This is a genomic window from Anaerotruncus massiliensis (ex Togo et al. 2026) (assembly GCF_900199635.1).
GTDB classification, from domain to species: domain Bacteria; phylum Bacillota; class Clostridia; order Oscillospirales; family Ruminococcaceae; genus Anaerotruncus; species Anaerotruncus massiliensis.
In genome coordinates this window covers 606,569-625,386 of record NZ_LT962687.1, presented here as the reverse complement: position 1 = coordinate 625,386, position 18,818 = coordinate 606,569, and the positions used below count along the sequence as shown (strand labels likewise).

General features: G+C 62.8%; 18 protein-coding genes. 10 read left to right on the top strand and 8 right to left on the bottom strand.

Annotated features, from left to right (window positions below):
* Positions 1 to 196: 196 nt before the first annotated feature.
* On the top strand, positions 197 to 1,387 hold the full coding sequence (locus C1A13_RS03575; RefSeq protein ID WP_101549184.1) for a PLP-dependent aminotransferase family protein: 1,191 nt from the start codon (positions 197 to 199) through the stop codon (positions 1,385 to 1,387).
* A 19-nt stretch (positions 1,388 to 1,406) separates the two neighbouring features.
* Complete coding sequence (gene trpS, locus C1A13_RS03570) at positions 1,407 to 2,426, top strand: tryptophan--tRNA ligase (protein WP_101549182.1); 1,020 nt, start codon at positions 1,407 to 1,409, stop codon at positions 2,424 to 2,426.
* Positions 2,427 to 2,867: 441 nt separating this feature from the next.
* Here trpS and C1A13_RS03565 read toward each other — a convergent pair whose 3' ends face one another.
* Entirely contained in the window at positions 2,868 to 3,128 is a 261-nt protein-coding gene (locus C1A13_RS03565; RefSeq protein WP_101549180.1) for a helix-turn-helix domain-containing protein, read from the bottom strand.
* Between the two features lie 155 nt (positions 3,129 to 3,283).
* Here C1A13_RS03565 and C1A13_RS14830 point away from each other — a divergent pair, with 155 nt between their 5' ends.
* Positions 3,284 to 3,454, top strand: a complete 171-nt coding sequence (locus C1A13_RS14830; RefSeq protein WP_172439154.1) for a hypothetical protein — start codon at positions 3,284 to 3,286, stop codon at positions 3,452 to 3,454.
* A gap of 699 nt (positions 3,455 to 4,153) precedes the next feature.
* Here the strand turns inward: C1A13_RS14830 and C1A13_RS03560 are convergent.
* Both C1A13_RS03560 and C1A13_RS03555 read right to left on the bottom strand, forming a co-directional pair.
* Positions 4,154 to 4,675, bottom strand: coding sequence for a spore maturation protein (locus C1A13_RS03560; RefSeq protein ID WP_242970808.1), 522 nt, complete (start codon positions 4,673 to 4,675; stop codon positions 4,154 to 4,156).
* Entirely contained in the window at positions 4,672 to 5,259 is a 588-nt protein-coding gene (locus tag C1A13_RS03555) for a nucleoside recognition domain-containing protein (protein WP_101549178.1), read from the bottom strand. The genes C1A13_RS03560 and C1A13_RS03555 overlap by 4 nt, the downstream gene beginning before the upstream one ends.
* A 169-nt stretch (positions 5,260 to 5,428) precedes the next feature.
* Here C1A13_RS03555 and C1A13_RS03550 point away from each other — a divergent pair, with 169 nt between their 5' ends.
* The gene (locus C1A13_RS03550; RefSeq protein WP_101549176.1) at positions 5,429 to 5,674 is read left to right on the top strand and encodes an AbrB/MazE/SpoVT family DNA-binding domain-containing protein; all 246 of its coding nucleotides are present in this window, start codon (positions 5,429 to 5,431) and stop codon (positions 5,672 to 5,674) included.
* 105 nt (positions 5,675 to 5,779) lie between these two features.
* On the opposite strand, the gene C1A13_RS03545 is transcribed toward C1A13_RS03550, so the two are convergent.
* The 3 genes from C1A13_RS03545 to C1A13_RS03535 all read right to left on the bottom strand — a co-directional run bounded on the left by C1A13_RS03545 (position 5,780) and on the right by C1A13_RS03535 (position 8,746).
* On the bottom strand, positions 5,780 to 6,835 hold the full coding sequence (locus C1A13_RS03545) for a DUF975 family protein (protein ID WP_101549174.1): 1,056 nt from the start codon (positions 6,833 to 6,835) through the stop codon (positions 5,780 to 5,782).
* Between the two features lie 109 nt (positions 6,836 to 6,944).
* Positions 6,945 to 8,027 carry a 3-isopropylmalate dehydrogenase gene (leuB, locus tag C1A13_RS03540; RefSeq protein WP_101549172.1) on the bottom strand — a complete coding sequence of 361 codons (1,083 nt, stop codon included), beginning with the start codon at positions 8,025 to 8,027 and terminating at the stop codon, positions 6,945 to 6,947.
* Positions 8,028 to 8,104: 77 nt separating this feature from the next.
* Positions 8,105 to 8,746 carry a histidine phosphatase family protein gene (locus C1A13_RS03535; RefSeq protein WP_101549170.1) on the bottom strand — a complete coding sequence of 214 codons (642 nt, stop codon included), beginning with the start codon at positions 8,744 to 8,746 and terminating at the stop codon, positions 8,105 to 8,107.
* A gap of 171 nt (positions 8,747 to 8,917) precedes the next feature.
* Between C1A13_RS03535 and C1A13_RS03530 the strand changes: the two genes are divergently transcribed.
* The 6 genes from C1A13_RS03530 to prmC all read left to right on the top strand — a co-directional run bounded on the left by C1A13_RS03530 (position 8,918) and on the right by prmC (position 16,807).
* Entirely contained in the window at positions 8,918 to 9,625 is a 708-nt protein-coding gene (locus C1A13_RS03530) for a helix-turn-helix domain-containing protein (protein ID WP_101549168.1), read from the top strand.
* 206 nt (positions 9,626 to 9,831) lie between these two features.
* The gene (locus C1A13_RS03525; protein WP_101549166.1) at positions 9,832 to 11,295 is read left to right on the top strand and encodes a hypothetical protein; all 1,464 of its coding nucleotides are present in this window, start codon (positions 9,832 to 9,834) and stop codon (positions 11,293 to 11,295) included.
* 24 nt (positions 11,296 to 11,319) lie between these two features.
* The gene (locus C1A13_RS03520) at positions 11,320 to 12,024 is read left to right on the top strand and encodes a response regulator transcription factor (protein WP_101549164.1); all 705 of its coding nucleotides are present in this window, start codon (positions 11,320 to 11,322) and stop codon (positions 12,022 to 12,024) included.
* Positions 12,025 to 13,058: 1,034 nt separating this feature from the next.
* Positions 13,059 to 14,465, top strand: coding sequence for a sensor histidine kinase (locus tag C1A13_RS03515; RefSeq protein WP_101549162.1), 1,407 nt, complete (start codon positions 13,059 to 13,061; stop codon positions 14,463 to 14,465).
* A gap of 101 nt (positions 14,466 to 14,566) precedes the next feature.
* Positions 14,567 to 15,508: a DUF1385 domain-containing protein gene (locus C1A13_RS03510; protein WP_101549160.1), complete on the top strand. Its 942-nt coding sequence runs from the start codon at positions 14,567 to 14,569 to the stop codon at positions 15,506 to 15,508.
* 474 nt (positions 15,509 to 15,982) lie between these two features.
* Positions 15,983 to 16,807 carry a peptide chain release factor N(5)-glutamine methyltransferase gene (gene prmC, locus C1A13_RS03505; RefSeq protein ID WP_172439153.1) on the top strand — a complete coding sequence of 275 codons (825 nt, stop codon included), beginning with the start codon at positions 15,983 to 15,985 and terminating at the stop codon, positions 16,805 to 16,807.
* A gap of 192 nt (positions 16,808 to 16,999) precedes the next feature.
* Here prmC and C1A13_RS03500 read toward each other — a convergent pair whose 3' ends face one another.
* A complete protein-coding gene (locus tag C1A13_RS03500; protein ID WP_101549156.1) occupies positions 17,000 to 17,182 on the bottom strand; it encodes a hypothetical protein in 183 nt (60 codons plus the stop codon).
* 137 nt (positions 17,183 to 17,319) lie between these two features.
* Positions 17,320 to 18,756, bottom strand: a complete 1,437-nt coding sequence (gene glgA / locus C1A13_RS03495) for a glycogen synthase GlgA (protein WP_101549154.1) — start codon at positions 18,754 to 18,756, stop codon at positions 17,320 to 17,322.
* Between the last annotated feature and the right edge of the window lie 62 nt (positions 18,757 to 18,818).

Below are 18,818 nucleotides of genomic sequence, written 5' to 3'. Positions count from 1 at the left end.
GCTGTAACATTAATTGTAGATATTACAGTCTGCATAACCGGTCGAAAGAGGTTGTCGATTTTGGAGGCTTTCCGGCGGAGCGCGCGGCAAAAAAGCCTCCGCCTTCCTTGAAATGCCTTTCCGCTTGTGCTAAAATACTTGCATATGATTTAATGTGCGAAAGCATCCTGCCGGAACGCAGAAAGGACGGCCCATCATGACCTATCAGTTTTCCAACCGCATGTCCTCCCTCCAGCCCTCGCTGGTGCGTGAGATTTTGAAAGCCACCTCCGACCCGGAGGTCATCCCCTTCGCGGCGGGCAACCCCGCCCCCGACGCCTTCCCCGTCGACGACGTGCGCCGCATCACGGCGGAAATCCTCCGGGACCGCCCCATCGACGCGCTGCAGTATTCGATCACCGAGGGCTACCCGCCCCTGCGCGAGGCGCTCAAAAGGATGGTCGCCGACCGCTACGGCGTCCCGATGGAGGGAAACGACCTCATCATCCTGTCGGGCGCGCAGCAGGGCGCCGACCTCGCCACCAAGGCGTTCGTCAACGAGGGGGACACCGTCCTCTGCGAGGACCCCTCCTTCATCGGCTGCCTGAACTGCTTCCGGTCCTACAACTGCAACCTCGTCGGCGTCGAGATGGAGGCGGACGGCCTCAACCTCGAAAAGCTCGAGCGCGCGATGGCCGAGCAGCCCAACGTCAAGCTCCTCTACGTCATCCCCAACTTCCAGAATCCGACCGGCATCACGACGAGCCTGCATAAGCGCAGGGAGATCCTGCGCCTCGCGCAAAAATACGACGTCATGGTCTTCGAGGATAACCCCTACGGCGACCTGCGTTTCGCGGGCGAGCCGCTCCCCGCGATCAAATCCTTCGACACTGACGGCCACGTCCTCTATGTCGGCAGCTTCTCCAAAATCCTCGCGCCGGGCGTCCGCGTCGCCTTTGTCGCCGCGCCTCCCGCCGTCATCGCCAAGATGACCGTCGGCAAGCAGTGCGCCGACGTGCACACCAACATCCTCGCCCAGATGATCTGCGAGCGGTGGCTTGCCACCGCCGACCTCGGCGCGCATTTCGCGCGCCTCCAGGAGATCTACCGCCGGAAATGCGCCCTCATGCTCGACTGCATCGACCGGGAGTTCTCCCCCCGCGTCGCCCACACCACCCCCGAGGGCGGCCTCTTCCTCTGGTGCACCCTGCCCGAGGGCGCGGATATGATGGATTTCTGCAACCGCGCGGTCGCCGAGAAGGTCGCCGTCGTGCCGGGCATCGCCTTCCTCGCGAGGGAGACCGACCCCTGCCGCAGCTTCCGCATGAACTTCTCCACCCCCACCGACGAGGCGATCGTCGAGGGGTGCAAACGCCTCGGCAGGCTGACCCACGCGCTTTACGACTAAGAAGATAGGAGCTTTCACAATGGAACAGACCGCACAGCCCAAACCCGAGCGCAGACAGCGCATCTTTTCCGGCATCCAGCCCACCGGCATCATGACGCTGGGCAACTACCTCGGCGCGATCAAAAACTGGGTCGCGCTCCAGGATGAATACGACTGCGTCTACTCGGTGGTCAACATGCACGCGATCACCGTCCGCCAGGACCCCAAGGCCCTGCGCGAAAACACCCTCGCCGCGCTCGCGCTCGTCATGGCCTGCGGCATCGACCCGGAAAAGTCGGTGCTCTTCATCCAGAGCCATGTCAAGACCCACGCCGAGCTCTCGTGGGTGCTCTCCTGCAACACCCAGTTCGGCGAGCTCTCCCGCATGACCCAGTTCAAGGATAAGTCCGCCAAGCATCCCGAAAACGTCAACGCCGGCCTCTTCACCTACCCGGTGCTCATGGCCGCCGACATCCTGCTCTATCAGGCCGACCTCGTGCCCGTGGGCATCGACCAGAAGCAGCACCTCGAGCTCGCGCGCAACATCGCACAGCGGTTCAACGGCGTTTACGGCAACGTCTTTACCCTGCCCGACGGCTATATCCCCAAGCTCGCCGCCAAGGTCATGTCCCTTCAGGAGCCCACCAAAAAGATGAGCAAGAGCGACGACAACCCCAAGGCTTTTATCGGCATCCTCGACAAGCCCGAGACGATCGTCAAGAAGTTCCGTTCCGCCGTCACCGACTCGGAGGCCGAGGTCGTCTGCCGCGAGGGCAAGGACGGCATCAATAACCTCATGGCGATCTATTCCGCCGTCACCGGCAGGGACTTTCCCGCCATCGAGGCGGAGTTCGCCGGACGCGGCTACGGCGACTTCAAAACCGCCGTCGGCGAAGCGGTCGCAGAGACCCTCCGCCCCGTGCGCGAGCAGTTCGACCGCTATATGGCCGACAAGGCCTTCCTCGAGGAATGTTACAGGAAGGGCGCCGCGCGCGCCGAGGCGATTTCCCAGCGGACGCTGGATAAGGTCTATAAGAAAATTGGGTTTTTGGCGAAATAGGTTTTTTTGAATTTGCCGCTCGGGGAGCGGTGCAGTTTGTCGGTGGCCGGCCGACGGCCGTTTTAGGTTTGCCGCTCATTGAGCGGCGCAGTTTGTCGGTAGTCGACCGACGGCGGGTTTCGATTTGCCGCTCATTGAGCGGCGGAGCTGCCGGGTCCCGCCCCGGCAGGCGGCCCTATTTCTTGGCCGCCCAAGAAATAGGGGAAAGAAACCGCAGGGGGCTGCGCCCCCTTGACCCCCGCGCCGCCTCCGGTTGGCCTTCGGCCAAAGTCGGCGGCGCCCTGTCCACGCATCAACGGACAGGTGTTCAGCATCCCGCCTGCCGCCGCGCCGCGGGCGCAATGCCTCTGCCCGAGAGCCTCCGGGACCGTCCCTGTCATGCTTTCGGGGAGATACGATCCCAGAACGCAAAAGAGCGCCGCCCATCCGGGCGGCGCTCTTTTATTCTTCATCGTCATTGAGGTCGTTCTCGAACGATACATCGTTCATCTCTTTAAAATCCAAAAACTCTGAAATTGTCATGTTCAGACCATTCGCTATTTTGTGAAGCGTCATAATGCGTGGATTCTTTGTCAGGCCCCGAACGATATTGTCTACCGTCGACTGCTTCAATCCACTTATCGAGGCGAGTTTGTTGTAGGTTATTCCGCGCTTGCCGCAGAGCGATTTGATTCGCCAAACAATGATTTCTGAATACTCCACAACATCCCCTCCTCCCATGAGCATTACCCGTATACCGGTTAATACCCATATTAGCAGAGGTTTTTTAGCGAATTACCCGAATTCGGGTTGACTTTTCTTATGTTGTCTGCTAAAATTTTGTTATAACCCGAATCCGGGTAATCTGGAGGTGCAAAATGCCCGACTATCAAAAAATGTACCACCTGCTGGTGGGGACAATGAGCGAAACGGCGGACCTGCTGGACATCTACGGAAGGCTGGCGGCGGGGCAGTCGCTTAAGGTGAAGCAGGCGCTTCGGGAAGCCGAAGAACTCTACATATCAGACGAAAGCGCGGAGGACGCGTAAAGGAGCCGCCGAGAGGCGGCTCCTTTGATATAGCGCGGCGTGGCCCGCAAGGTTGGGCGGAAAACTGCGCGGCTTCGCCGCGCACACGCGCAAAGCGCGCGAACGCCCCTGCGGGGCGTTGTTTTCCGCCCTGTGGCCGCCGCGCGCCCACCGTCAGCGGCCGTGCCTCCCCAGGAGCACCCCCGGTACGGTTCCGGGGGCTCTCCGGCAGAGGCATTGCGCCCGCGGCGCGGCGGCGAGCGGGATGCTGCACACCCGCCCATTGATCCGTGGCAGGGCGCCGCCGACTTTGGCCGCAGGCCAACCGGAGGCGGCGCGGGGGTCAAGGGGGCGCAGCCCCCTGCGGCTTCTTTCCCCCATTTCTTGTCCGCACAAGAAATGGGGCCGCCCGCCGGGGCGGGACCCGGCAACTACGCCGCTCAATGAGCGGTAAGCCTAAGGGGTCGCTGTCGGTCGACTACCGACAAGCTCTGCCGCTCCCCGAGCGGCAAATCTAAGCCCGCCGTCGGTCGGCCACCGACAACCTCCGCCGCTCCCCGAGCGGCAAATCTAAGCCCGCCGTCGGTCGGCCACCGACAACCTCCGCCGCTCCCCGAGCGGCAAATCTAAGCCCGCCGTCGGTCGGCCACCGACAAGCTCCGCCGCTCCCTGAGCGGCACATCTGAAGCGCCCCGAAGGGGCAGTCCTCCGAACGAAAGCTCAATAAAAAAGAAGCTTCACAGCAAGCGCCGAAAGAAAGAATCCGGAAATATCCGCGCTGAGGGCGGCGGGGATGGTATGCCGGGTATTTTTGATGCCCGCCGCGCCGTAATAGACGGCGATGGTATAGAAGGTGGTTTCCGTGGAGCCCATCATGACGCTGGCGATGCGGCCGGCGAGGCTGTCTGGGCCGTGGCTGCGGAGGATGTCGTTGAAGATCGCCATGGCGCCGCTGCCCGAAATGGGGCGGATGAGCGAAAGGGGGATGACCTCGCGGGGCAGGCCGAGCAGCTTTCCGATCGGTTCGAGGGCAAAGGAGAGCAGATCGAGGCCGCCGCTGGCCTTGAACATGCCGACGGCGACGACGAGCGCCACAAGGGCGGGCAGGATGTTGACGGCGGTCGTGAGCCCCTCCTTCGCGCCCTCGACGAAGAGGTCGAACACCTTGACGCCGCGCAGAAGCCCGAACCCGACGATCCCGGCGATGGCGAGCGGGACCATCCAGACGCCGACCGCGGTCACGGCCGTTTCCTCCAGAGGGGCGCGAGCAGCCCCGCCATCACGATGCCCACGGCCACCGAGCCGACCGATGCGATCCAGGTGGCGGGCAGGATGTCCAGCGGCGCGGCGGAGCCCGCCTGCATGCGAAGCATCGCCGTGGTGGCGGGGATGAGCTGGATTGAGGCGGTATTGACGACGACGAACATCGCCATATCGTTTGTCGCGGCGCCGTCGGCGCGCTGTTCTTTGGCCATCTCGCACATCGCGCGGATGCCCAGCGGGGTGGCCGCGTTACCGAGGCCGAGGAAGTTCGCGATGAGGTTCATGGTGATGGCGTTCACCGCCTCGCCGTTGGGGCGCAGACCCTTGAAAAGGCGTTTTGTGACCGGAGCGAGCAGGCGGGAGAGCAATTCGGTGAGGCCCGACTCCTGTGCAATCTTCATAAGCCCGCTCCACAGACAGAGCATCCCGGTGAGGGAGAGCACCAGCGTGACCGCCTCTCCCGCCTGCCCCATGGCGGCTTCGGAAAGCTGGGGCATCCGGCCGGTCAGCGCGGCGAAAACGAAGGAAAAGAGAATGATTCCTGCAAAAATGACGTTCATCATACCCGGACACCCCCTATCGGTTCCGTATATGTATATTATACAGTTTATTCTTTTATGTTTCGTTATTCATGACAAATATTGACGCATTTTTCACAAATTCGTTTACAATTTTACAAAAATACGTTATATTGTTAGTTAAAGGCATTTTTGCCGGATAGGGGGTGTATAAATGAAATCTACCGGTATCGTCCGCAAAGTCGACGAGCTGGGACGCATCGTTCTTCCAATTGAGTTGCGCCGCACTTTAGACATTAATGAAAAGGATTCCCTTGAGATCTACGTGGATGGCAACCATATTATCCTGAAGAAATATGAGCCCGCGTGCATCTTCTGCAACAGCGCGACGAATGTCGTCAGCTTCAAGGGAAGAAACGTCTGCGCCGAGTGCATCAATCAGTTGTCTGACGCAAAATAGCTGCGTTGAATGTGTGGGAAGAGAAGAAGTAGTCTTTTTGGGAAACAGAAAAAAGCACAGGACATTGGGTCCTGTGCTTTTCTCTTTCTTTCGATTTGTGACCGGTCAGACGGGCGCTTCCCCCTCCGGTCCGGAACCGCCGGTTTCCTCCCCGCCCGGCCGCGGCGCGGGCGGTTCTTCCGCGGGCGCCCGGGAGGCCTGCGCTTCCAGGTAGCGGTCGATCTCCGGCTTGTATTCCCGGGTGGAGTCCCCATACTCGTCCACGCCGCCGCTCTCCCCCGTCTGGATGAGGTAGCGCGCGTACATCGCGAGGGAGGCGCTCTGGTAGGGCACCAGATAGAAGCAGATCCCCAGCTGGGCGAGCATCAGAAGCAGGAGCAGGCCCGTGACCTGGAAAAGGTAGAAGGGATCGGAGAAGGGGATAAAGAGGACGAGCAGTGCCGCCAGCAGCGACGGCAGGTACCAGAGGATGAAGGAGAGGGCGAAGAGGAAGACGCTCCCCTTGTAGCCGCGCACCAGCTTCACGCCCTCCCGGATGGCCGCGCGCGCCTTGTAGCCGGGATGCTCGGCGAGCAGGTAGGGGGCGAGGAAATAGCGCAGCCCGACGATGACGATCACGACGCAGGCGATCACCATCCAGACGAGCATGAGCAGCATGGCGAAGGTCCGGGTGGCGCGGCCGGCTCCGCCCGCGACGGAGAGCAGCCCTGTCAGCAGGGCGAGCGGGACGGTCAGCAGGAGGGTCCAAAGGAGCATCCGGAACCCGATGAGGAAGTTGAGCCAGAGCGCGCGGAAATACCCGGCGGCCGTCTCAAAGTAGTGGAAGATGCCCGTTACGCCGTCCCGCTCGCCGCCCGTGCGGCGGTAGTACCAGCGGATGATCCCCTGCCGCAGCGGGGTCATGATGAAAAAGACGAGCAGCGACACGAGCAGCGTGATCGCGATGGAGGCGGGGGCGATGTTCGCCGCCGCCCGGAAGGCGTTGCCCGTGCCCGAGCGGTTGACGAATTCCGACACGCCGCTCACCTCGCGGATGCCGTATTCCAGCAGGTTGATCAGCACCCCGGGGATCACGGAGATCAGCATGATGCCGATCGCCCTGCCCCAGCTGCCCGCCAAAGCCCGCCTGGCATTGGTCTTGAGCGCCCTGAAAAGTCCCATTGGTATCCCTCCCTGCGGGAGTCGTCCCGCGGCGGATTACTGATTGCTGTTCATAAGGTGCGCCGAACGGCCCGTTTTCACGCGGCCCGGCGCAAATTTTCCCATCCGCTCACGCGAGCAGTTCGGCGGCCCTCTGGGCGACGAAGCCGCCCATCTGTTCGGTCGTCCACACCGGCAGCCCGTCCCCCCGGATGTCGGGGGTGCGCGCCGTTCCCAGCGCGTCGGAGACCGCCTGTTCGACCGCGCCCGCCAGTTCGGGCAGGTCGAAGGTGTAGCGCAGCATCATCGCCGCCGAGAGGATGGTCGCCAGCGGATTGGCCTTCCCCTGCCCCGCGATGTCGGGCGCGCTGCCGTGGATCGGCTCGTAGAGGCCGAAGGGGCCATCCCCAAGGCTCGCGGAGGCGAGCATGCCGATCGAGCCGGAGATCATCGACGCCTCGTCCGAGAGGATGTCCCCGAAGAGGTTTCCGGTCACGAGCACGTCGAACTGCGCGGGGTCGCGCACGAGCTGCATGGCGGCGTTGTCCACATAGAGGTGGGTGAGCGCCACGTCGGGGAACTCCTCCGCCACGCGGGTGACCGTCTCCCGCCAGACGCGCGAGGTCTCCAGCACGTTCGCCTTGTCCACCGAGGTCACGCGGCGGTCCCGCCTGCGCGCCAGGCCGAACGCGACCCTTGCGATCCGCTCAATCTCGGGCACGCTGTAGCCCATGATGTCCCTGCCGTGGAGGACCCCGTCCCGTTCAAAGCGGCTGTGCTCGCCGAAATAGACGTCCCCCGTGAGCTCGCGCACCACCATGATGTCCACCCCGGCGCCGACGATCTCGTCCCTGAGGGGGGAGGCGGCCCTGAGCGCCGGGAAGATGGTGGCGGGGCGCAGGTTTGCGTAGAGGCCGAGCGCCGACCGGATGCCGAGCAGGCCCTTTTCGGGGCGCAGCCCGGAGGGGAGGCCGTCCCACTTGGGGCCGCCCACCGCGCCGAGCAGCACGGCCTGGGCCGCGCGGCATTTTTCCACCGTCTCGTCGGGCAGCGGGACGCCGGTCCGGTCGATGGCCGCGCCGCCGAGCAGCGCGTAATCGAGGCTGAGCCCGACGCCGCGCGCGCCGCAGACGGCGCGCAGCACCCGGACGGCTTCCTTGACAATCTCGGGGCCGATGCCGTCGCCCTCGAGCACACAGAGGTTCAGATTCATAGCGTACCTTCTCCTTGTAACGATATTATGTACATTCTAGCACGAAAATGTAAAAAGTCCACCAAAAAACGGCCTGCTTATTCGTCGGAATTGTCCCCCTGTCCGGACGGATAGGGGATCTGCTCGTAGACCTCGAACTTCTGGTCGCGCATCCACATCTGCGCGGAGAGCAGCAGCGTGTATCCCTCGCCGGGGCCCGCGTTCCAGCGCACCGCCTCCCGCTCGGGCAGTCCCATCGCGGCCAGCAGGTTCATGATGAGCGCGCCGTGCGTCACGACCGCCACCGAGGTCACGCGCTCCTCCATCATCCGGGCGAAGATGTACGCCACCGCCTCGACGGCGCGCCCCAGGAGCGCCGCCGCGCTCTCCCCCTGCGGCGGGGCGGCCCCGGCGGGGGCCGCGATCCACGCCCGGAAGGCGGGGTCCTGCTCGAGGTCGGTGATCGTCCGGTTCTCGAACGCCCCGAAGTCGAGCTCCCGCAGCTTGTCCAGCGGTTCGAGCGGGCGGCCCGGGTAGAGCAGCTCCGCCGTCTGCCGCGCGCGCAGCAGCGGGCTTGTATACACCCGCTCCGCCCACGGGTACTCGCAGGTGTCCCGCAGCTTTTCCAGCTGCGCCCGACCCTCGGGACAGAGCGGCAGGTCGGTGCGCCCGATGTAGCGCCCCTCGAGATTCGCCCGGGTCAGGCCGTGCCGGAGCAGATGGATTTTGTATGTTAGCATAAACGAAACGCCCCTTTTTGACTTTTTTTCACAAAACTTTCATTTTCTCGACATGCCCTATTTACAAAAGGTTTTGGTTATTATATAATTTACAGTACGTAAAAGGCCTTTTCCGGGACCTCCACGGGTCCTGAGAGATAGATAAAAAAGGTTCTTGAGGGGTATTGACAAATGAACGCTGACTTTCCAAGGGTCCTGACCTTACTGCGCAAGGAGCGCGGCATCAGCCAGAAGCTCGCGGCATCCAAGCTCGGGATTTCGCAGGCGCTGCTCTCCCATTACGAGAAGGGCATCCGCGAATGCGGGCTGGATTTCCTCATCCGCTGCGCCGATTTTTACGGCGTTTCCTGCGACTATATGCTCGGCCGCTCCCCCGACCGCACCGGCTCCAAGCTGACGGTCGAGGACATCCCGGAACCGGACAGCGTCGGCAAGGAGAATGTCTTCAAATCGGGCGTGCTCCCCGTCCTCAATAAAAAGCTGATCGCCAACTCGCTCAACATCCTCTTCGACATGCTTTCGCGCAGCGCGTGCAAGCCGCTCGTCAACGAGGTGTCCTCTTTTCTGATGCTCGCGGTCTACCGGATGTTCCGGCTGGTCTACGGGGCCAACCCGCGCAATCAGAGCGCGATGTTCACCGTGCCCGACACCGTCGCCCAGCAGTACGCCGACGCCGCCATGCAGGTGTGCAGCGCCAACGCCTATTCGATCGCCAAGGGCGATCCCGCCGTGGACATGGAGCGCATCCCCAACGTGGACCCGCTCTACGTCACCACCGAGGCGCTCTCGCGGGACTACCCGCTCTTCGCCTCGTCACTGCTCAACCTCATCCAGAATTCCGAGGCCCGCATCGCCTACCCGGCCGCCGGGAAAAAATAGCGCGGGCGTTCCCCATCCGGACCGCGGCGCGCGCCCCGGCGGAGCCATGGGGCTATTTTACCATTTTTTGCGGCGCGGCCCCGCCCCCGCGCGCGATTGACATCCGCGCCGCAATGGGATAAAATTAGCATAGCTAACTGTGCGTATGCCCGCCCCCGGCGTAACCTTGCGGCGGGCGGGCAAACTCTTTTGAAGGGGGAACCGACATGCCGCGTATCTCGAAACTGCTCGCCGCGGCCGCGGCGTGCCTGATGCTCTCCGCCTGCACCTCCTTCAGCCCGGCGACCGACGATTTGATGCGCCCGCCCCGGCTGACTCCCGAGCAGCGCGCAATCAACGACGCGCTCGACGACGCGGCGCTCACCCAGAACTACAGCCTCAAATATCCCAAGAGCGGCGACCACCGTTCGGCGTTCGTCTTCCACGACATCGACGGGGACGGCGAGGAGGAGGCGATCGTCTTCTACGAGCCCTCGATCGACAACACCGCGCGCATCGTGCTGCTCGACCGGCAGGACGGGGTGTGGCGGTCGCTCTGCGACCTGCCGGGCGCGGGACAGGACGTCGAGTTTGTCGCCTTCGCGAACATCACTGCCAAGGACGCCTCCGACGTGGTCGTCGGCTGGAGCGGCTCCGACCGGGAGGAAAAGCAGCTGCGGGTCTACCGCTATTCCCCCGCCGACCGCGTGCTGGTGAACGCCTTGGCCGAAGGGGTCTCCCCGGGCTATACGACCTATCTGATCGACGACCTCGACCGCAACGGCCAGGCCGACGTCTTCCTGCTCTCGAGCAATTCGCGCACCACGCTGGAATCCTTCTGGATCAACCTGCTCTCCTTTGATGGCGACGCGGTGGCCATCGTCGATAAAAAGCCCCTCACCGAACGGATCTTACAGTTCGCGGGGGTGACCGCCGGGCGGCTGTCGGCCGGTTCCGCGCGGCGCGCGATCTTTGTGGATGAGCTGGTCCCCGGCGACAGCCTCGCGGTCGGCTCGACCGATATCCTCGTCACCGAGGTCTTTTCGGTGGCGGACGGGGAGCTGGTCCCCGTCATCAGTTATTCGGAGGAGGGCGAGGGGGAAGAGGCGGACTATGACCGGCTCGACCCCGATTACCAGAAGCCGAGCCTCTATCAGATGACCAAGCGCCCCAACACCGCCTCGGGCGCCAACAACCCCAACAGCGTCCCCTCCCCCCTCTGTACCGATATCGACGGGGACCGCGCGATCGAAATTCCCACCGCGCGGCTTCTGCCCGGGTACGACCAGGTGGACGAGGCCGACCGGCTCTACCTCACGGAATATAACCGTCTGGAAAAGGACGAGCTTGTCCGGGTGTTCGCCGCCGCGATCAACCGCGGGGGCGGCTATATGGTCGAATTCCCCCAGCAGTGGATCGGCGCGGTCACGATCGTCAACCAGATGGAGAATGGCGAATGGCGGTTTATCGGCTACAACGGCTCGGACGACCCGCTCAACGACCTTTCGGTTGAGCTGGCCCGCATCCGCGTCGTCTCCCAAAAGGATTACCAGGACAAATTCCTGGAAAATTATCAGAAGTTCAGCGAATCCCGCGGGATGTTCAGCTACTACGGCTATATCCCCGAAAGCCCGTCAAGCCCGCTCGCAATCACATGGACCGATCTGCAGGACATGTTCTCCCTGCTCTGACCGGTAGGAAAGGATGGATTTCACATGAAACGGATTTTGGTGGTCGAGGACGAGGACGTCATCCGCGACTTTGAGGTCATCAACCTCAAACGTTCGGGCTATGAGGTCGTCGACGTCCCGAGCGGCGAGGAAGCCCTCCAGATTTTTGACCGCAATCCCGCCTATTTCGACGTGGCGGTGCTCGACGTCATGATGCCCGGCATCGACGGCTTTGAAGTCTGCCGCCGCATCCGGGAAAAGAATTCTTCGATCGGCATCATCATGCTGACCGCCAAAAGCCAGGAGATGGACAAGGTCAACGGCCTGATGATCGGCGCCGACGACTATGTCACCAAGCCCTTCTCCCCCTCCGAGCTGGTCGCGCGGGTCGACGCGCTCTACCGCCGCGTCGCCATGGCCGCCGAAAAGGCCGCCGCGCCCGCGCCTAATGAGATCAAATCGGGGCCCTTTGTCCTCAATACCAAGAGCCGCACCGTCTCGAAGAACGGCAAGATCCTTGAGCTTACTCAGGTGGAATACCAGATCCTTGAATATTTCTTCAACAACCCCAATACCGCCCTTGGCCGGCAGGACATTCTCAATAAGGTGTGGGGCGAGGGATATTTCGGCGACGTCAAGATCGTCGACGTCAATATCCGCCGCCTGCGCATGAAGCTCGAGGACAAACCCTCGGAGCCCGAATTTTTACTCACCGTCTGGGGCTACGGCTATAAGTGGGTGCAGAAGTAGATTTGCCGCGCTGCGCCCGGCGGGGCTTTCGCGGGAATTGCCGCCCGTGGGCGGCAAGAATCACGAGCGCGTTCCGCCGCGCGCCACGGGTTCCTTTTCGCACGGACGAAAAGGAACCAAAAGTCCGCCTAAGAACCCTCCGCCGGGTTCTTAGGAATCTCCGGGAGTACCTTGCCAGAACCCGCGGACTACCGCCGCTCCCTACGGGTACACCAGCTGAAGGCTCAATTCAGGTTGCGGGCGCTCCCAACGATGGAAACAACGGCGCGGCGAGCTTGCCGGGTAGGGGCACACGGGGGAGGGTCGCTGACCCTCCGCCCGTGAGGCGCACGCGCATCGGCTTGACCGATCGCGGGGTCAGTTGCGGGCAGGAGCCGCAACTGACGTGCGCCTTGCGCTCCCAACGAACGAGGCCGGATGGCTCGCATAACCCACGGCGGAAAACAACGCCCGTTCCGGGCGTTCGTGCGCCCTGCGCGCGTGCGCGGCGAAGCCGCGCAGTTTTCCGCCTCCCTGTGGGAGATGCGAGCGAAATAAAAATGGCCGCGCCTCCCCTATGAGAACCTCCGGTACGGTTCCGGAGGCTCGCCGGCAGAGGCATTGCGCCCGCGGCGCGGAGGCTGGCGGGATGCTGTCGCTTGTCCGCTCATCCGTGGGCGGGGCGCCGCCGACTTTGGCCGCAGGCCAACCGGAGGCGGCGCGGGGGTCGCAGGGATTTGGCCGCAGGCCATCCTTGTAGAGAATCCGGCCCGCAGGGCCGGGTCCGCGAAGCGGACTCAAGCCGGGGCCGCGGGGCGGAGCGCCCGCGAGCGGCCGTCGCGCGTAGCGCGCTCCGGGCGCAGCCCGGGCAGGCCGCCTAAGCCCCTCGTGCCCTTCTTTGGTTCCTTTCTTGGGCAAGCAAGAAAGGAACTCGCTGTCGGTCGACTACCGACAAGCTCCACCGCTCACTGAGCGGCAAATCTAAAACCGCCGTCGGTCGACCACTGACAATCTCCGCCGCTCTCCGAGCGGCAAACAGAAAGCGAGGTGACGCTGTGGCTGTCAAAAAAATTACCAAACGCTGGCTCTTTAACAACCTCGGCGTCATTCTGGTCATTCTGATCGCGCTGGAGATCGGCTTTGCGTTCGGCATCCGCGCCTTCTATTACAACAACGTCCAGGCGGCGATCATGACGCAGGCGAACATCGTCGTATCGCAGCTCAACGCCTACGCCGAGGACAGCTCGGCCGTCTTCTCCGAGCAGGTGCGCAGCCTCGTGGAAAACTTCCAGGAGCGCAACCGCATGGAGCTGATGACCGTCGATATCGATAAAAAGGTCACCTTTACCTCGAGCGGGTTCGAGCCGGGCAGCAACATCCAGATGCCCGATTTCGACGACGCGATGAAGGCCGCCGACGGCGTCGGGCGGTTCACCGGCGTGATCAACGGGGAAAAGATCATGGCGATCACGCGCGCCTCCCCCGTCGTCGACCAGCAGATCGCGGCGGTGCGGTTCGCCGTTTCGCTCGACCTTGTGGATCAGCAAATCATCCTGTTTATCCTAATCCTCACCCTCGTTTGCGTGGCAATCATCTTCTTCGTCATCTTCTCCGGCTCCTACTTCATCAATTCGATCGTCAACCCGGTGGGAGAGGTGGGCGTCACCGCGCGCAAGATCGCTCACGGCGATTTCAACGCGCGGCTCGCCAAGCGCAACGACGACGAGATCGGCGAACTCTGCGACACGATCAACTACATGGCGGAGGAGCTCTCCCAGAGCGAACGGATGAAAAACGATTTCATTTCCTCCGTCTCCCACGAACTGCGCACCCCGCTCACCGCGATCAAGGGATGGGCGGAGACGATCGCCGACATGGGCGGCGAGGTCGATCCGGAGATGCTATCCAAGGGGATGCGGGTCATTACCGGCGAAACCGAACGCCTCGCCGGGATGGTGGAAGAGCTGCTCGATTTCAGCCGCATCCAGAGCGGCCGGATGAAGCTCGTCAAGGATAAGATGGACCTGATCGCGGAACTCTCCGAGGCGGTGCTCATGTTCGAGGAGCGCGCCAAGCATGAGGAAAAGCGCCTTATCTACGAGGAGCCCGACCTCGTGGCCCCGATCGAGGGGGACCGCAACCGGCTGCGCCAGGTGTTCGTCAACATCATCGACAACGCGCTGAAGTACTCCGACCGTGGGGACACGGTGACCATCAAGGCCGACATGCGGGACGGCAACATCCGCATCACCGTCGCGGACACCGGCTGCGGCATCCGCGAGCAGGATCTGCCCAAGGTCAAGGAGAAGTTCTTCAAGGCCAATTCCACCCGCCGCGGCTCGGGAATCGGGCTTGCGGTGGCGGACGAGATCGTCGCCATGCACGGCGGCTCGCTGGAACTCACCTCCAAGGAAAATGTCGGCACCCGCGTGACGATCCTGCTGCCCACGGGAAAGAGTTGATTTATTCACAATTGGCGTGGTAATATGTTATCTGAACTTGCCGCCGGGACCGGCGGCGCGGCGGGCCGCGGACAGCGGCCTGTCTGGAAAGGGCTGATCATTTGTCGGAAAACTCCTGTAAAAAAGAGATCAAAAAGACGTCCATCGGCGGACAGGCCCTCATCGAAGGGGTCATGATGAAGGGGCCGCGGATTTCCGCGATGGCGATTCGCCAGCAAAACGGCGAAATTATTACCGAGACCTGGGACAGCGGCGGAAACAAGTGGTACCACAAGGTCCCCATCCTCCGCGGCATCTTTAATTTTATCGGCATGCTCGGGCAGGGCTACAAGTGCCTCATGCGTTCCGCCGACCTCTCCGGCTTCGCCGAGGAGGAGGAACCCTCCAAATTTGACCGCTGGGTCGACGAGCACCTCGGCGACAAGGCCATGTGGGTCTTCAACGCCGTCGTCACCATCCTTGCGGCAGTGCTCTGCGTCGGCCTCTTCATGCTCCTTCCCGCGGCGGTCATCAAATTCCTCGGCCACTTCGTCAACGCCCCCGGTTTCGCCATGACCCTGACCGAGGGGCTGCTCAAAATCGCCATCTTTATCCTCTACCTCTTCCTCGTCACCCGTATGTCGGACATCCACCGGGTGTTCGAATACCACGGCGCGGAACATAAGACGATCGCCTGCTATGAGGCGGGCGACGAGCTCACCCCCGAAAACGCAAAGAAATATGTACGCTTCCATCCCCGCTGCGGCACCAGCTTCCTGCTGATCGTGCTGGTCATCTCCATCCTCGTCTTTTCGGTCGTGACCTGGAGCAATATCTGGATGCGCGTCGCGCTGAAAATCCTGCTGCTGCCCGTGGTCATCGGCATCTCCTATGAGATCATCCGCTATGCCGGGCGCCACAACAATCCCTTCACCCGCGCGCTCTCCGCGCCCGGCCTCTGGCTCCAGCGGCTCACCACCTTCGAGCCCGACCTCACACAGCTTGAGGTCGCCATCGCCGCCATGACCCCCTGCATTCCGGAGAACGGTGAGGATATCTATTAACACTGGAAGCGTTAATGGATATCCCTCCCGGGGGAAACTTTCGGGAAAGTTTCCCCCGGTCCCCCTTCAAAGCTTTTGGTTCAGGCAGGCCGCGCGGCCCAAGCACAGCCGCCGTCCGTGCCGGGAAGATCCATTGACCGGAAGGCTCGCCGGGGCCGCCCGGCGGAAAATAACGCCCCGCACCGGAGGGAAACTTTCGGGAAAGTTTCCCCCGGCCCCCCTTCAAAGCTTTTGGTTCAGGCAGGCCGCGCGGCCCAAGCACAGCCGCCGCCCATGCCGGGAAAACCCATCGACCGGAAGGCTCGCCGGGGCCGCCCGGCGGAAAATAACGCCCCGCAGGGGCGTTCGCGCGCGAAGCGCGCGTGCGCGGCCCGGGCCGCGCAATTTTCCGCCTCCCCGCCCCGTCCACCGCGCCACAACTCAAAAACGCGCCGGCGAAATTCGCCGGCGCGTTTTGGAAAGGAAGGGAAGTTTATGACGCTCGCCGACGCCTACCGCGAAGGGCTCGCGCTCGCGGGGCCGGGCACCGACCGCGCGTTCGAGGTCTCCTGTCTCTTTGAGGGCGCATTCGGGCTCCCCCGATACGCGCCGGGACTGGACGCGCGGCAAGCGGGGGCACCGGCTCTGGAACGCTTTTTCGCGCACTGCCGAAAGCTCGCGGAGGGCGAACCGCTCCAATACCTGCTGGGCGAGTGGGAATTTTTCGGGCTGCCCTTCTTTGTGGGCGAGGGGGTGCTCATCCCCCAGCCGGACACCGAGACGCTGGTGGAGACCGCGCTCGGCCTGATGGAGGGGACCCCTTCGCCGGTCGTCGCGGACCTGTGCGCCGGGAGCGGGTGCGTGGGAATCTCGATCGCGCACATGCGTCCGGACGCGCGGGTGTACGCGCTCGAGCTGTCGGAGGCGGCGTTCCCCTATCTCGCGCGAAACATCGAACGAAACGGCGCGCCGGTGGAGGCGCTGCTCTGCGACGCGCTCGCGCCGCCCGCGCTGCCGCCGCTCGACGGCGTGGTATCCAACCCGCCGTACATTTCGCGGGAGGAGATGGCGGGGCTTCCGCCGCAGGTAAAGCGCGAACCGGAAATGGCGCTTTACGGCGGCGGGGACGGGCTGGATTTTTACCGGGCGCTGCCGGACGTCTACCGTCCGCTGATCAAAGAGGGGGGCTTTCTGGCGCTCGAGGTGGGGTACACGCAGGCGGAAGCGGTCGCGGCGCTGGTGCGCGGCGCGGGTTTCCACGCGGTGGAAACCCGCCGCGACCTCGCGGGCGTCGCGCGCGTGGTAACCGGCCTAAAATGAAAAGTTTTGTCAACTTTTCCAAAAGTTGCGGGTGAGAAAAGGCCCGGCGTTTCTGACGAAACGCCGGGCCTTTTCGAGGGCGGAGCCCTGAGCCCGGGCCCGCGGGCCCTGCTTCAGGCGCTTTTTTGAAGGGTTTGGGGGACTTTTTTCAAGAAAAAAAGTCCCCCAAGGACATGTCCCCACGGGCGGGGCCTAGCAATCCTCCGTGGCCAAAGCAGCCTCCACGCCAAACTCGACCAAACAGACGATGACGCGGTTAAAGCTGACATTCTCCCGCAGCGCGATACGATCAACCGCGTCGGCCAAACGCTCCGGAAGATAGATCGTTTTGTAAACCGAGCGCTCCTTTTTGCAGCCCTGGATCATCAACGGCATCCTATCGCCCCCTTCGCTATCATAACATGGCGGCGGCGGGCGGGCCGCAAAACGTACTTATTCTAAGTACACAAAATTTTACGCGCGAAAAACCGGGGCGGGTATCCTTCGATACCCGCCCCGGCATTTTTCTTTGATCAGCCGCCCAGCTCTCCCAGGATCCTGTGGTACATATCGATGTACTCGCCCGCCGAGCGGTCCCACGAGAAGTCGCAGGTCATCGCCTTCTGGACCGCCTTGGGCCAGACCTCGCGGTTGTAATACAGCCCCGCCGCCCGGTCGATCGCGCCGAGCATGTCGTGCGCGTTGTAGGTCTTGAAGGTGAAGCCGTTGCCCTCGAGGCTCAGCCCCATGTCGGTGATCGAATCCTTGAGGCCGCCCGTCTCGCGCACGATCGGCAGGGTGCCGTAGCGCAGGGACACCATCTGGGCAAGCCCGCAGGGCTCGCTCTTGGAGGGCATCAAAAAGCAGTCCGCGCCCGCGTAGATCTTGCGCGCGAGGTCGGGGATGAACCCGATGCGCACCGCCGTTTTGCCGGGATATTTGGCCTGCATCTCCTGGAAGAAGCTCTCGAAGATGTAGTCGCCCGAGCCGAGCGCCACCACCTGGAGCTCCCGTTTCATCAGCTCCTCATAGATATACTGGATGAGGTCGATGCCCTTGTGCGCGACGAACCGCGTCACGACGCCGACCAGCATCGTGTCCTTATCCTGCTTGAGGCCCATGGTCTTTTGCAGCTCGGTCTTGTTGACGTATTTGCGGTCGATCGTCTCGGGGCCGTAATTCGCGTAGAGCGCCGGGTCGGCCCCGGGGTTGTAGCTCTGGGTGTCGATGCCGTTCAAAATGCCCATCAGCTTGTGCTGGTTGGCGCGCAGCAGGCGGTCGAGGCCGTGGGCGAACCAGGGGTCGGTAATCTCCTTGGCGTAGGTCGGGCTCACCGTCGTGACGTAATCGCACACCTCGATGGCCGCCTTCATCATGTTGAGGCATCCGTCGTAGAGCATGGTGGGCGCGGCGTAATAGGGCAGCCCCAGCACGTCGGTCGCGATCTCCATGCCGTATTTGCCCTGGTACTGGATGTTGTGGATGGTGAAGACCGTCTTGATGTTCTTGTATTTGTCAAGGTGGCGGTAGAAGAGGTTGAGGTAGACGGGCGTCATTGCGGTCTGCCAGTCGTTGCAATGCAGGATTTCGGGGTCGAAATCGACGTACTGGATCATCTCGCAGACGGCCTTGGAGAAAAAGGCGAACCGCTCCGCGTCGTCGTAGAAGCCGTAGATGCCGCCGTCCCGCTTGAAGTAGTACTCGTTGTCGAGGAAGTAGTACTTGACGCCGTTGTAGTTGCTTTCAAAGACGCCGCAGTACTGGTTGCGCCAGCCGAGCGGGACGTAAAAGCTGCAAACGAACTGCATCTTTTCCCGCAGTTCGGGCTTGATCGAGCTGTAGAGCGGGACGACGACCCTGCACGCGTGCTGCTTGCTGCGGATCGCCCGCGGCAGGGAGCCCGCGACGTCGGCAAGCCCGCCGGTCGCGATAAACGGGGTCGCCTCGCTCGCCACATATAAAATCCTCATGTTCTTCCTCCTGTATTCGCCGGCATGGCCGGTCTGCTGTGAGGACAGGGGCGGCCACAGCC